The sequence below is a fragment of the Terriglobia bacterium genome (genome assembly GCA_032252755.1).
GTDB lineage: Bacteria > Acidobacteriota > Terriglobia > Terriglobales > Acidobacteriaceae > JAVUPY01.
In genome coordinates this window covers 1-15,076 of sequence record JAVUPY010000028.1, presented here as the reverse complement: position 1 = coordinate 15,076, position 15,076 = coordinate 1, and the positions used below count along the sequence as shown (strand labels likewise).

General features: G+C 57.6%; 11 protein-coding genes. All 11 read left to right on the top strand.

Annotated elements, in window-relative coordinates; genetic code table 11:
- Window positions 1-56 precede the first annotated feature (56 nt).
- Window positions 57-1,565 (top strand): radical SAM protein, encoded by a 1,509-nt coding sequence (locus ROO76_06895; protein MDT8067880.1) that lies wholly within the window; start codon window positions 57-59, stop codon window positions 1,563-1,565.
- Window positions 1,556-3,058, top strand: coding sequence for a radical SAM protein (locus tag ROO76_06890; GenBank protein MDT8067879.1), 1,503 nt, complete (start codon window positions 1,556-1,558; stop codon window positions 3,056-3,058). Before ROO76_06895 ends, ROO76_06890 begins: the two co-directional genes overlap by 10 nt.
- A gap of 12 nt (window positions 3,059-3,070) precedes the next feature.
- On the top strand, window positions 3,071-4,549 hold the full coding sequence (locus ROO76_06885) for a radical SAM protein (GenBank protein MDT8067878.1): 1,479 nt from the start codon (window positions 3,071-3,073) through the stop codon (window positions 4,547-4,549).
- Window positions 4,549-5,937, top strand: a complete 1,389-nt coding sequence (locus ROO76_06880; GenBank protein ID MDT8067877.1) for a radical SAM protein — start codon at window positions 4,549-4,551, stop codon at window positions 5,935-5,937. Before ROO76_06885 ends, ROO76_06880 begins: the two co-directional genes overlap by 1 nt.
- Window positions 5,934-6,740, top strand: coding sequence for a methyltransferase domain-containing protein (locus ROO76_06875; GenBank protein ID MDT8067876.1), 807 nt, complete (start codon window positions 5,934-5,936; stop codon window positions 6,738-6,740). Before ROO76_06880 ends, ROO76_06875 begins: the two co-directional genes overlap by 4 nt.
- The gene (locus ROO76_06870) at window positions 6,737-7,738 is read left to right on the top strand and encodes a class I SAM-dependent methyltransferase (protein ID MDT8067875.1); all 1,002 of its coding nucleotides are present in this window, start codon (window positions 6,737-6,739) and stop codon (window positions 7,736-7,738) included. Before ROO76_06875 ends, ROO76_06870 begins: the two co-directional genes overlap by 4 nt.
- Window positions 7,735-9,198 carry a radical SAM protein gene (locus tag ROO76_06865; GenBank protein MDT8067874.1) on the top strand — a complete coding sequence of 488 codons (1,464 nt, stop codon included), beginning with the start codon at window positions 7,735-7,737 and terminating at the stop codon, window positions 9,196-9,198. Before ROO76_06870 ends, ROO76_06865 begins: the two co-directional genes overlap by 4 nt.
- Before the next feature lies 1 nt (window position 9,199).
- Window positions 9,200-11,161: a methyltransferase domain-containing protein gene (locus ROO76_06860; protein MDT8067873.1), complete on the top strand. Its 1,962-nt coding sequence runs from the start codon at window positions 9,200-9,202 to the stop codon at window positions 11,159-11,161.
- Entirely contained in the window at window positions 11,139-12,182 is a 1,044-nt protein-coding gene (locus tag ROO76_06855; GenBank protein ID MDT8067872.1) for a radical SAM protein, read from the top strand. Before ROO76_06860 ends, ROO76_06855 begins: the two co-directional genes overlap by 23 nt.
- Before the next feature lie 39 nt (window positions 12,183-12,221).
- Window positions 12,222-13,673 (top strand): UDP-glucose/GDP-mannose dehydrogenase family protein, encoded by a 1,452-nt coding sequence (locus ROO76_06850; GenBank protein ID MDT8067871.1) that lies wholly within the window; start codon window positions 12,222-12,224, stop codon window positions 13,671-13,673.
- Window positions 13,674-14,892: 1,219 nt separating this feature from the next.
- A partial coding sequence (locus ROO76_06845) for a hypothetical protein (protein ID MDT8067870.1) occupies window positions 14,893-15,076 on the top strand: 184 nt, incomplete at its 3' end.

The window sequence follows — 15,076 nt, the reverse complement described above, 5'->3', positions numbered from 1 at the left end:
TGTGACAACCGGGCAATCGCTTCGACCGTATCGTCTCTCTCGTGGAGACAAGAGGCATGTCCCGCAAAGTCGTCTTCTTCTTTCCCTCATTCGCCAGCACCGAGGCGACGGCGCCCCTGGGAATTCTTGCCGTTGCCACCCCACTGCTGCGAGCCGGTTATGAAGTGGTGCTCATCGACTCCACCATCACTCCGAATTTTCAGAAGCGCGTTGTTGAAGAAGTCAAAGACGCGATCTGTCTTGGGATCTCGCTCGTCACCGGACCTATGATTCGCGAGACCGTCGCCATAGCCCGCGCAGTGAAGGAGTGGAACCCAGAGTTCCCGATCATCCTCGGCGGTTGGCATCCATCCCTGCTGCCGCGTCAGACACTAGAGGCGCCTTACATCGACTACGTGGTTCGTGGGCAGGGCGAAGAGTCGCTACTCGAACTTGTGCAGCACGTAGAGTCGCGCTCCGCGGTCGATCTCATCAGCGGCATCGGTTTCAAGCGGGAAGGCAGGCTGATCCTCACGCCTGAGAGGCCCTTGCGCGCGCTCGCCGAGATGCCCCCCAAGGCATACCAGATCGCAGACTTTGACGCCTACGAGCGCAGTTGCGGACGCCGCTGGGCGATGTACACCTCGAGCCTCGCTTGCCCTTTCAATTGTTCGTATTGCACGAACGCTGGTGTCTACGGCCGCAAGTGGAACGCTCTCTCGCCCGAACAGTTCGTCGAAGAAACCGTCGACCTGACCCGCCGTTACAATCTCGAACTGCTTTGGGTGGTTGACGACAACTTCCTCGTCGACCTCGATCGCGCTCGTCACATCGGCGAAGGACTGGTCCGCGCCGGTGCTAACTTCAAGTGGAGCATCCAGGCGACCACTAACCTCACTGCGCGACTCAGCAGGGAAGACCTGAAGTTGTTGCGCCGCAGCGGCCTCCAGCAGATCTGCCAGGGCGTCGACTCTGGCTCGCCGAAGATCCTGAAGCTCATGAACAAGGAGTTCCAGGACTTCGATTCCATTTACGAAAGCGCTGCGCGCTGTCTCGAAGCCGATATTCGCCCGTCCTTCAACATCATCTTCGCGTTCCCCGGCGAAGGTCGCGAAGAGTGCCGCCAGACTGTCGACTTCATGATGGACGTCTGCCGCCGCTTTCCCGGCGCCGAATTCTGGACCAACATTTTCACTCCATATCCGGGCGCACCGATCCTCGAACACGCCGACGAAATCGGCATTCAACTTCCTGCATCGCTGGAAGGCTGGGCCGACTTCTTCCCCCGCTACACCGTTCTCCCGTGGCTCAACGGGCGCGAGCATCGCCGCCTGCAGGTGATGCGCGACTATCTCCGCATCGCCTTCGATCGAATCCCAATTGCCGCCGACACCCGCGACCGTGTCACGCGCCTCGCGCAAAAAGCCATTTCGCTCCCAGCGCGCTGGCGCCTCGATCACGATTTTTACGAATTTCCTGTCGAGCTCTGGCTCAACGACAAGCTCAAGCAGCGCACGGCGGCGCTCAAGCCCGCCGTCGACGCCAAGCGGCTCGAACCCGCCAAGGTGCAAACCGCATGCGGATGAAAGGCAAAGTCGTCCTCTTCTATCCCGCATACGACGGACCGCCACTGAGCGCACCTCTCTGCCTGCTCTCGCTGGCATCGCCTCTGCTGCAAGCCGGCTTCGAAGTGGTCCTTATCGATGCCGTCATCGATCCAAACGCCGAAGCCCGCGTACTGAAGGAATCCGCCGGCGCACTTTGTCTCGGTATCTCCGTGCTCACCGGCCCCATGATCCTCGGCGCCATCCGCGTCGCGCAATCGATGAAGAAGTTACACCCCTCGGTCCCTGTGATCTTTGGCGGCTGGCATCCGAGCCTGCTTCCCACGCAGACCTTGCAGGAGCGCTTTGTTGATTACGTCGTCCGCGGCCAGGGTGACCTGACGCTGCTCGAAATCGCGGAGCGCCTCGCCGAACATCGCGACATCGCCGACGTCGCCAGCGTCTCCTCCAAGCCCGCTGGGATGATTCAGCACGCACCCGAGCGCCGCCTGACGTGGATCGAGGATCTCCCGCTGCCCGCATTTCATCTCGCCGACCACGACTCCTACGAGCGCGTCAGCGGCATCCGTAAACTCGCTTACGCTACCAGCGTCGGCTGCCCCTACGCATGCAATTACTGCACTGACATGGTTTTCTACAAGCGCCGCTTCAACGCCTTGGAGTCCGACCGCGTCGTCGCCGAAGTCACCGACCTCGTTCCGCGCTATCGCGCCGAAGAGGTCGCCATGCTCGACTCCAACTTTCCCGTTGACCTCCATCGCGCTCTTCGCATCGCCCGCGGCTTCGTCGACTCGAAACTCAAATTCCGCTGGACGTTCCAAGCCTCGACTGACTTTCTCTGCCGCATGAGCGAAGACGAGGTCCGTCTTCTCGGCGAGAGCGGCGTCACCCACATGGGCTTCGGCACGGAATCGACTTCCGCTCCCGTGCTCAAGCTGATGAACAAGCGGCACCAGCGTGTCGACGAGATGTACGAGACCGCTCGCAAAGCGATGCTCGGCGGCATTCATGTCACATTTAATTTGATCTTCGGCTATCCCGGTGAAACCGAGGCCGACCGCATTGAGACGCTAAAGACTATGGGCGACATTGCCCGCCTCTACTGGAACGTGAGCTTTTCGCCGAACATTTTCACGCCGTATCCCGGCATTCCCATCTGGCCGCAGCTTCGCGAGCTAGGCGTCCACGAGCCGCAGTCGCTGCGGGAATGGGTGGAATTGCCGCTGGGTAAAAACGTTCTTCCGTGGCTACAAGGAGAGGAACTCCAGCGCCTTCGCCGCGCGCTCGAGTATTTCCTGCTGAACAATCAGATTCGCAAAGCCACGCTCGAGTACCCGCTGCTGCGGCGAGGACTGCGCCGCATGCTGGGCGTTCCACTGCGCTGGCGCGTTCGTTCGAACCGTTACTCGTTTCCATGGGAGCTGTGGCTCGCCCGTAAAGCTGAGCGATTCACTACAAGACGTTCTCTCGTGACGGGCCAACCGCTCAGCGAAAGCATTGCCGACGTTTGCTAATGAGGTGAACACGTGACCGATGTCCTGCTGACACATTCGTACCACTTACCGTTCGACCGTAAGCAGGCTCGAAAAATGCAGCCATACCCACCGCTCGGTACCCTCTACGCCGCGGCCCTGCTGCGTCAATCCGGGCTCTCCGTTGGGCTCTTCGATCCCATGCTCACTTCGCCCGACGGATTCGCCGAAGCACTTGAACAGCATCGTCCCGCCATCGTCGCCGTCTACGAAGACGATTTCAACTTCCTCTCCAAAATGTGCCTCACCCGCATGCGCGAGGTCGCGTTCGAAATGGCTGAGGAGGCCCGCTCCTTCGGCGCTCGGGTTGTCGTTCACGGCTCAGACGCGACGGACCATACTCTCGAATTCCTCTCGCACGGTTTCGAATATGCACTCATCGGCGAAGCCGAGCACACACTGCTCCAAACTTCCCTGGCGATACTTGCCGGCCAACGAGTGGAGTCAGTTGCCGGAATTGCGTTCCTTGACTCCAGCGGGACTCACGTCCACCGAACCGAGCCGCGTCAGGCTCTTCGATATCCATCGCCTCTTCCGCCGCCCGCGCGCGATCTCGTTGACCACGATCTCTATCGCGACGCATGGCTCCGCGCTCACGGACGTTTCTCGCTCAATGCGATTTCCAGTCGCGGGTGTCCTTTCCGCTGTAACTGGTGCGCAAAACCCATCTTCGGGGACAACTTCCGCGTGAATCCGCCGGCCCAAGTCGCCGATGAGATGCTCGAGCTCCGCGATCGCTATGGCGCCGATCATATCTGGTTCGCCGACGACATCTTCGGTCTCAACCGTCGCTGGGTATCTGCGTTCGCCGATGAAGTGGAGCACCGCCGGGCCCAGGTGCCGTTCAAGATTCAGGCTCGTGCCGACCTTATAACGAGCGAAGTCGCTGTCGCTCTGTCGCGCGCCAGATGTGAGGAAGTGTGGATGGGCGTCGAATCCGGCTCGCAACCCGTGCTCGACGCCATGGAGAAGAGTCTTCGGGTCGAGGACGTCTATATTGCTCGCGAAAACCTGCTCCAAGTTGGCATTCGAGCCTGCTTCTTTCTTCAATTCGGTTATCCCGGAGAGACCTGGTCAGATATTCGTAAAACCGTCGACCTGGTTCGCCGTACCCGTCCCGACGACATCGGTGTGTCGCTCTCGTACCCATTGCCCAACACGCGCTTCTACCAGCGTGTCCGAGATCAACTCGGCACAAAGCGCAATTGGAATGACAGCGACGACCTCTGCGTAATGTTCAAAGGCGCCTATACCGACGACTTCTACCGTCTCATTCGCGATGCCCTCCACCTCGAAGTCGAAGGCTGGTCCGGCGAAACCGAATCCGCAAACCGCGCAGAGTCGCTCTGGAACGAAATCGAGCGCCGGGAGCAACTGAGCCGGAACCACGATGCCACCGAACTTCCAGCGTTTCACTCCCCAGGTGACGTCTTCGTGTCTTTGAATGCGCTCTCCACGGAGGCTGGAGACTAATGTCCGATCTCGTCCTCACCCACGGCTATTTCCTTCGCGAAGATCCGAAGGAATTGCAGATCATGAAGCCCTACGTCCCACTGGGCATTCTCTACATCTGCTCGCATCTGCGCGCACGGGGCTTCGACGTCGAGGTCTTTGACACAACTTTCTCCACGCGCCTCGACCTCTTCTCGTATCTCTTGAGCGAGCGTCCCAGCGTCCTCGGCATCTACGCCAACCTCATGACGCGCCGCAACGTCATCGAGATCCTCCGTGTCGCCCGAAGCGCCGGCTGGAAAACGATCGTGGGCGGCCCCGAACCCGGCGCTTATGTTGATGAATACCTCGACGCGGGAGCCGACGTAGTCGTCCTCGGCGAGGGAGAACTCACGGTTGAAGAGTTGCTATCAGCGTTCGAAAACAACTCGGATTGTTCCAATGTCGCGGGAATCGTCTATCGTGACTCGACCGGCCAAACCCATCGCACGCTTCCACGTGTACAGATCCGCAACCTGGACGCACAGCCCTGGCCTGCACGCGAAGCCGTCGACGTCGACCGCTACGTCTCCACCTGGCGCAACGCTCACGGCAAAGGCTCGGTTTCATTTATCACTGCTCGGGGATGCCCATACAAATGCCGATGGTGCAGTCACCAGGTTTTCGGTCAGACTCATCGTCGCCGCAATCCCAAGCTTGTCGTCGACGAAGTCGAATGGCTTTTGCGTCGCTATAACCCCGATATGGTCTGGGTGGCTGACGATGTTTTCACGATTCATTATGGCTGGCTGCGCGACTACGCGGCCGAAATGCGCCGCCGCTCTCTGCGCATTCCATTCGAGTGCATCACGCGCGCAGACCGCATGAACGAGGAAGTTGTGGACCTGCTCGCAGAACTCGGCTGCTTCCGCGTCTGGATCGGCTCCGAAAGCGGTTCGCAGCGCATTCTTGACGCCATGGAACGCGGCGTTAGCGTCGAACAGGTCCAGCACGGTGTCGAAATGGCCCGCGCACACGGCATTGCCTCAGGCATGTTCCTCATGTGGGGATACCAGGGCGAAGAGATTCCTGACATCGAAGCTACGATCGAGCACGTCAAGCGGTCCGATCCCGATGTCTTTTTTACCACCGTCGCCTATCCCATCAGAGGTACACGCTATTACGCGGACGTCACAAACCAAGTCGTAAAGATCAAGCCGTGGGACGAAAGCTCCGACCGTGACCTCGTAGTATCCGGCCGCCACTCCAAGCGCTTTTATGAATTCGCCGATCGGCTGCTGCACGATGAGGTCGAACTCGCACGTCTTGAACGTCACGGTTATGTGGACGGTACTGGCGCCGAACTCCGTCGTCGCATAGAGATCGCCCGTGCCTCGCTCCACGCCACTGCCATGGAGGTGGAAGTATGAGTACCGCCGTTGTTCATACAATTCCTGCATTCGACGAGATCGCCGAAATCTATGACGAGGTCTTCACTCACTCGCTGGTTGGCACGTCTCAGCGAGGCTCAGTGTGGGAAGAAATCGACGGTCTCTGGAAGCCGGGTGATCGGGTCCTCGAACTCAACTGCGGCACGGGTGAAGACGCTCTGCATCTGGCGGGAAAAGGAATCAGCGTTACCGGGTGTGATGCATCCCCGGCAATGATCGAGGTAGCCAACCAGAAGAAGGCGCGGCGTCGGCCTCGCGTTCCCGTTCGGTTCGTTGTACTGCCAAATGAGTATATTGGCGGGCTCTTGATCGATCGGCGCTTCGATGGGGTATTCTCCAACTTCTCAGGACTCAACTGTGTTGCCGATCTCGCCAACGTCGCACAGCAACTCGCAACACTCCTCCGCCCGGGTGCTGAAGTGGCTCTCGTCTTCTCGACTCCCTTTAGCCTATGGGAATCGTTGTGGTACGGAGTAAGAGGCGATTGGGCAAAAGCGATTCGTCGTTGGAGCGGACACGTCTCTTCAACGATCAGCGGGGTCCCGGTCGAGGTATGGTATCCGCGGGTCTCTGAGATCCGCCAGGCGTTCGCTCCGTGGTTCTGGTACATCAATGTCTCCGGAATCGGTGTCGCAGTCCCGCCATCTTACGTGGAATCGCTGGCGCAAAAGCATAGCCGCATTTTTTCGCTGCTTCGGACTGTAGACCGCCTCATCAATCACCTGCCTCTGTTCCGGGTCATGGGGGATCACATGCTTCTTCGTTTCCGGAGGTCGTCTTGAACGCGCTCCCGAATCTCCGTGCTCAATCAATCGTTGGCGGAAAGCTCGGCAAACTTCGCCTGCGTTGCCCGCGCTGCACGTCCAACCTGGGCGCGGTTGATTACACCAGCACTCCGTTCAACAATGGCATAACCTGCCCGCGGTGCTCCTTCGTTCTCGACCATCAGCGCGGAATCCTGCTTGCGCTTCCGCCAGAGCGCCAAGAGCACTACAAGCGATTCCTGACCGAATACCAAATCGTTCGCGCTGCCGAAGGCAGAGGAAGTAAAGACGCCGCCTATTATCTTGCGCTCCCGTTTCGAGATCTTACGGGGAAGAACCAGTCTCAGTGGAGCATTCGCGCCCAGACTTACCGATACGTCGAACGGGAACTCTTGCCGAAGGTCGCGGGAAATCGTTCAGGTATCACCATCCTCGATCTCGGCGCGGGGAATGGATGGCTCAGCTACCGCCTCTCATTGCTTGGGCATCGTCCGGTTGCGGTCGATCTCCTGATCAATGACAGCGACGGTCTCGGCGCTGCCACGCATTACCTGCAGAAACTCGAGCGCCTCTTCCCCAGGTTCCAGGCAGAACTCGATGCGCTGCCCTTTGAAGGCACCCAGTTCGACTGCGTCATATTTAACGCCTCGTTTCATTACTCCGAGAACTACTCGAAGACACTTGGCGAAGCCATTCGCTGCCTTCGCAAGGGCGGCGTGGTCATCATTGCTGATACGCCCTGGTATTCGAAGGAAGAGAGCGGCCGACAGATGCTCCGCGAGCGCCGCGCCTTTTTTCAGCAACAGTACGGGTTTCCCTCTGACGCGCTCGCCAGCCGCGAATACCTTACCGACCGTCGATTACGTGACATGGAAAAGTTATTCGGAATCCGCTGGCAGACTCACCAACCAAGTTATGGCCTCCGTTGGGCCCTACGTCCGACCCTTGCAAGACTCCAGGGCAAACGTGAGCCATCCAGCTTTCGAATCTACGTTGCTCGCATGGTGAATGCATGATCGTTCTCTTCAATCCGCGCTCTACGAAGCCCCGCAACCGTCGCTTCCCGCTGTCGGTGCTTGCGCTCGCTGCCGTGCTCGAAGGCCGCGAGGAATATGCCATTGTCGACGGCAACGTCGATCACGACCCGGTCGCGACAATTGTCGATCTCATAGACCGTAACCGTGTCGAACTTCTAGGTGTCACGGTCATGCCCGGCCCTCAAATGGCTTCAGCAATGGAGAATTGTCGCGAGATCCGGTCCTTACGTCCCACGGTTGCCATCGCTTGGGGAGGCTACTTTCCATCGATCTACGCAGACGCGGCGCTCAATGCAAAGTACGTAGACTACGCCGTGCGAGGCCAGGGAGAAGACACGCTTCTCGAATTGCTCGATGCCCTTCGTGGGAAAGGTAAACCCGACGACATCAAGGGCCTCTCGTATCGCGACATCTTCGGCCTGCATCGCCACAACCCAGAACGCCTAATGAAAGCACCGGACGCGTTCCCGGTGATGCCATTTCACGCGATTCCGGTGGAGAAATACCTTCGTCCATCGTTCTTCGGGCGCCGTACTGCCGCCCACCAAGCTAGCATCGGTTGTCCCTTCAAGTGCAGCTTCTGCGGAGTACACGCTGCGTACGGAAACCGCGAAAAGATGGAGAGTCCAGCGCGCACCGAAGCCGTCCTGCGGCACCTCGCGAAGAACCACGGCACCGACTCCGTCCAGTTCTATGATATGAATTTCTTTCTACGTGAGGACCACACGCGTGATCTCTGCAATCGCCTTGCACCGCTCAATCTACGCTGGTGGTGTGAAGGCCGCATCGACACCGTCGTAGGCTATTCCGACTCGACGCTCGAATCCATCCGTCGCGCCGGTTGTGCCATGATCTTTTTCGGCGCTGAATCTGGGTCCGACTGGGCCCTCAAAGAGATGCAGAAAGGAATTACGACCGCCCAGACACTCGAACTCGCCGAGCGCATCCGCTACTTTGGAATCATTCCCGAATTCTCTTTCGTGATCGGCAATCCGCGCGACCCCGAGCGCGACACCGCTGAGACGCTTGCGTTCATTCGAAAGATCAAGCGTATCAATCCAGAATCCGAGATCATCATTTACCACTACACGCCCGTCCCGCAGCGCGAGGCGATGTACGGCGATGTCGACGGGCGCATCGAATTTCCGACGACCCCCGAAGAATGGGCGACGAAGAAGTGGATGGACTTCACGGTCCGCATCGATCCCAATACACCCTGGCTCAAGCGTAAAACCAAGAAGCTCATTGACAATTTCGAAACTGTCGTCGGCGCACGCTGGCCTACGGTGCAGGATATCCGCGCTCCGCGCTGGGGCCGCGCCATGCTCAGGAGCCTCAGTTCATGGCGGTACGCCACAAAGATGTATTCACACCCCGACGAAATTCGCTGGGCCCAGCGATTCATCGAATTGCGCAAGCCGAAGGAGGAGAGCCTGTAAAATGGCCGACTCCGCCACAGGTTCATTGTCATCGCTTGAGGCCTACGCACTCTGGGCGCAGGTTTACGACGAGCAGCCGAACCCGATGCTCTCTCTAGAAGAACGTGTGCTCAGTGCGCTGCTTCCACGGGTGGAAGGTAAGGACGTGGTCGATCTCGGATGCGGCACCGGGCGATGGCTCGCTGCACTTTATCGCAATTCGCCCGCGAGCCTGCGCGGCGTCGATATTTCCGCTGAAATGCTCGAGCGGGCCACCATTAAGCTCGGCCCTCGCGCGAAGTTATTCCAGGGTGACTGCACATCCGTGGCATTCACGGAGCAATCGGCTGACCTCATCCTTTCGTCGTTCGTGCTGTCGCACTTGCCTGATCCGCAGCGGTTTGCCGCTCAGGTCGCGCGTCTGCTCCGTCCGGGCGGCACAGCTTTCATCTCCGACCTCCATCCGCGAACTGTTCGCGCGCTTCACTGGAACCGCAGTTTCCGCCATACCGCCGGACTGGTGCACCTCGGCACTGAGGAGTGGGAAGTCGAGTTCCTGAAGACAATTTTCGAGCGGGCCGGACTGGAGGTTGCGGCCGAAATCGAACCCAAGTTCGGACCGCCCGAAATCCAGTTACTCTGTCGCGCCGGTCGCGTTCCGCTGGGTGAAGGCGCACTGGGGTACCCTGCGATCTTTATCCTGCAACTCCGGCGACCGCGGTCGAGCAATTCCTGCCGCAGTAAGCAGACGTGCGTCAGTAAAATACCGACCGCGATCACGGACGTGGCTGACCTCAGAGGTGGCCAAGTCGCTCTGACCCCTACCGACTTTATACTGAGCTCACTGCATCTCGAGCAGCGGCGCATCGATTCGGTCACCGCCACACCGCAAACCGCTACCGGAATCGATTTAAGCGGATATGCCGTGCTCCCCGGCCTGATCAACGCGCACGATCACCTCGAGTTCTCGCTGTTCCCGCGCCTCGGCCACGGTCTGTACGAGAACTGCGCGGAATGGTACGCGGACATTCACACACAAGATGCCCGGATCATTTCCCACTACAAGCGAATCCCGAAATCCACCCGAATCTGGTTCGGAGCCCTGCGTAACCTCCTCTGCGGAGTCACGACGGTATGTCATCACAACCCTCTGACGGACGACATGCTATCAGAGGATTTTCCCGTCCGGGTCGTTCGCGAGTTCGCCTGGGCGCACTCCATTGCTCTCGAGAAGAATCTCCAGAAGCGCCACGACCGCACGGCTCCCGAATGCCCTTTCATTATCCATGTCGCCGAAGGCGTCGACTCCCGAGCACGTCACGATCTCGCCGATCTCGTCAGCGCCGGTGCTGTCGACTCTCGCACCGTAATCGTCCATGGCCTCGCGTTTGACCACGAGGCCGTCCGGATTATCAATCGTGAGGACGCCGCACTCATCTGGTGTCCAACTTCAAATGCTTTCCTCTTTGGGCGCACGCACTCACCCGACATGATCCGCTCGGTGCGCAACGTCGCACTCGGCAGCGATTCGTCTCTCACCGCCAATGGGGATTTCCTTGACGAACTGCGTTTTGCTGCGCAACTAGGTATTCCCGCGAACGAGCTCTACTCGCAAGCGACCAACAACTCCGCCCGCATTCTTCGTCTTCGAGATGGTTTTGCCCAGATCCGAGTCGGTGCTATGGCTGACCTTATTGCTGTTCGCGCATCAGCTGCGTCGCCCGCCGAGACGCTCACGCGCCTTTCTTATCGAGACATCGATCTCGTCATCCGCGGTGGCCGAGTGCAGCTCGCGTCGGACGAAATGCTGGCGCGAATTCCCGAGCATCTTTCACGCGGGCTACGTCCGCTCGAGATTGACGGGCTCGTCCGCTGGGTGCGGGCCCCGCTCAGTCGCCTTTTCGCAGATGCGATCCGCTATCTAGGTTGCGACTTATACATGAATGGCAGGAGGTTGCGGAATGTCAGCACTGCCTGGCTCTGAAATCACGCCCCAATTCGTGGAAGTTCCGGATCGCAACCACAACATCATCAGTGAACTTTCCATCCTAATTCTTATGGCGCACAGCCGCTGCAACTGCCGTTGCGTCATGTGCGACATCTGGCGGACCGCTGAAAGCCGTGACCTCACCTTGTCCGATCTTGAGCCACATTTGGCCTCGATCCGCGACCTCCGCGTGCAATGGGTTGTCTTCTCCGGCGGGGAACCGCTGATGAACCCCGGCCTCTTCGTCCTCGCTGCAGCACTGCGGAAACTGAACATCCGTCTCACTTTGCTTACCGCAGGACTACTGATAGGCAAGTACGCATCGGAAATCGCTGAGAGCATGGATGAAGTCATCGTCTCGCTCGACGGTCCCGCTGTCGTCCACAACGAGATTCGCCGAGTGCCTCACGCCTTCGAAACCATGAGCGCTGGTATCGCGCGGGTCCAGTCACTTTCGTCGAATCTTCCCATCCGCGCCCGTACTACCGTTCAGCGTTCCAATCACAGGTGCCTCCGTGAGACTGTCCGGGTGTCGCGCGAGCTCGGACTCGCTTCGGTATCTTTTCTCGCAGCAGACGTGACCTCCACCGCTTTTAATCGGGAACTGATCTGGCCACTAGCCCGACAGGAGCAGGTTGCGCTTACACACGATGAAATCTTGTCACTTGGGAATGAAATCGAGGAACTCATTCGCGAGTACGGCCAGGAGATCGCAACCGGCTTCATCGCGGAAAGTCCCTACAAGTTGCGCCGAATTGTCCGGCAGTTCCGCGCCCAACTCGGGCTGGAAGCTCCGATCGCACCACCGTGCAATGCTCCCTGGGTATCAGCAGTGATTGAAGTAAATGGTGACATTCGACCGTGTTTCTTCCATGCCCCAATTGGGAAGCTTGGGGCTACAAATCTGAAAGACGCGCTGAACTCTGATAGGGCACTGAACTTCCGAAGAGAATTGCAGGTGGATTCAAATGCCGTGTGCAAGCGTTGCGTCTGCTCTCTTTACCGACAGAGAAGCTAACGCGCTGGCGCTCACTAAGACTTTGGAGAGACAAAGAGAATGCAGATTGCGGTGGTTGGTTCCGGTTACGTTGGACTTGTCGCGGCAGTTGGATTTTGTGAGATCGGGCACTCCGTTACATGCATCGACAATGATCTGACGAAATTGGAGAGACTCAAGAACGGGGTCACCCCCATTCATGAGAAGTTCATCCCGGAACTAATCCAGAAGCACCGAAGCGATCGTCTGCGGTTTTCGGATGATCTCCCTGCGGCGACGAAAGACAGTTCGGTGATCTTTATCGCCGTGGGCACGCCCGAGAACGGAAACGGAGAAGCTGATATTTCTTACGTGGAAGCAGTCGCGCGGGAGATCGCAGGCGCAATCAGCACTTATAAGGTTATCGTCGAGAAGAGTACGGTCCCGGTTTATACAAGTAAATGGATTAGGCGAGCAATGTTGCTCAATGGAGCGCCACAGGAATTCTTCGATGTCGTCTCCAATCCAGAGTTCCTCAAAGAGGGAACTGCCGTGGTTGACTTCCTCTATCCGGACAGGATCGTAATCGGCGGTGATAACCCAGCGGCTGTGGATATGGTTAGACGGGTCTACGGCCCGCTTACTGGTGGATCGTATTATCGTAATCCGTCTTGCATCCCGGGTCCAGATAGCTATGCGGGGAAGGCGCGACTGATTCTGACAAGCACGATAAGTGCAGAGTTGATCAAGTACGCGTCCAACGCATTTCTAGCCACGAAGATTTCGTTCATTAACGCCGTGGCAAGCATCTGCGAAGCGGTAGGGGCTGACATTGGAGAGGTAGCGGAAGGGATCGGCTCTGACTCACGGATTGGCGCACAATTCTTGAAACCTGGTATTGGGTACGGGGGGTCGTGCTTTCCAAAAGACCTCAAGGCCTTTCGATCCGTAGCTAATGAGGCAGGTTACGATTTTAGTCTCCTCGGTCAGGTCTCTCGAATCAACGACGACATGCGTCTGCGCTTTCTGAACAAAGTTCGAAAAGCCTTATGGACACTCAAGGGCAAAAAGTTAGGAGTTCTCGGAGTTGCCTTTAAAGGTGGTACGGACGACGTGCGGGAGTCTTCGGCAATTCCCATCATTCGGTCCCTCTGCTACGGAGGGTGCGCAGTCACGATCTACGATCCAGGAGCAATGGAGCACGGCCGGGAGGTGCTGAAGGATTGTCCCGGCGTCGAGTTCGCTGAGTCCGCGTATGGCGCGGCTGAGGGCAAAGATGCTTTGGTAATTCTGACAGACTGGGAGGAATTCGCGGGACTCGACCTCGGCGTTATATCTGGAGCCCTGAGATACCACCTCATTATTGATGGAAGGAATCTATTCGACCCCGGTGAAGTTACAAAGCACGGACTAGGATACATCAGCATGGGTCGGGCGGATGCGTTCCCAGATAAGTACCCTGTCTTTGAATGTAGCTTGTTGCGCAAGGGCGAACGAGATAGCCGTGAGGAGGGGACCGCGGGCTGTGAGTGATGCGACCAAGAAAGACGGGATCTAATCGCTACGATTTACGCGGGAGAGGATAGCTATGAAACAGTGCTTGCAGGTTGTCAGCGTGGTCATTTTAATCCTTATCTTTGAATCGCCGCTCCTTTCGGCTCAGACACAGCCGCAGCCACCTACTAGTCGACGCCAGGTTTCGCAGCAGGAGAGACTAGAATTACTCCTAAACGGGAAGACTGAGGCTCTGGTGCACCTTCAGCAACTATTGCCTGCCATCCGTTGTGAGTACCCTGACCACATTGTGAGTGAGAACTTGCAGGAGTTTTTGTGCTCAACTTGCAAGATGAAACGAAAGAGGCAGCGAGGCCATTGCGACATATCGTTCTGACAGAAGCCCCAAGCCAGAGATTGATGCGCGCACACATGCAATCTTGGCTGCGCCGAAGCCGACGCAAGAACAGGCCCAAAAGCCGGTTCTGCCGCCGCAGACGACCCAATCTGTGAGGGAATTGCTAAGTATTGCTAAGTGCCGGCCGAGGGTGCGCGGCGTAAGTCCTAGAAAGAATGGCTCCTCAGGTAGGACTCGAATCACCTTGAAAACGTAGTTTCAAACAGTTGCAGAGCAGCGGATGACACCGAAGACATTAGGAATCATGCCTACGCAGGCAAATGGAGCGCAGATAGAGCGCAGCAGAAGACTCAAGTAAGGCGGCTAATCAGTTTCGAGAGTGATGCTTGGTATCTCTGCCGCCGTGGATGGGTAGCTGTACTCCTTTGGTTTGTAGCCTTCGGCAGTAACCCTCACATGTATCGTATGCTGTTTCTCCTCATCCGGGTTACGAGGGTGTATACAGACACCTCTGACGAAAGGATAGCAAGGAAACTCTTCGCCATTCACGTAGGTGATTCTGTATTTCTCAACAGGGGTATGGGCTGCACCATCAATGTGAACAAGCACCGAATTTAACCAGTTCAAGTTTGGGCGTGTTGCTTCAGCATAATTCTCAATCCTATTCCCAAAACTGCATTCCCGCCGCACTAAAGCACTTGCGCTTAAAAATCCTTAAGAATCCCCGTAATTCGTCCCGTTAGTCCGGCACATTAATAACACTTGTGCCGCTTCGAAATATTTTCGGCTAAGTTGGGCTTGTCACGAGCGATTCGGGCTTAAAAAATATTTTCGCCCGCCTATTGACAGAATTAGCAAGGAGGGTTAACTTATCGACAGTACCGGAGGTTGTCCGAAGTGATGGACAGTAGAAAAATGGCACGGATGGGGCAGCGGGCAATGCGTGAGCAGCAGAGCGCAGCGGAAAAGATTTTCTGGCCACTGTTAGCGGGTCGCACGCGGCAGACCGCGCCCAACATACTCGAAGCCGTCAATATGGGAAGAACCGTTGCCAACCGGCTCTATGGGTCCATGCGAGAAGCGG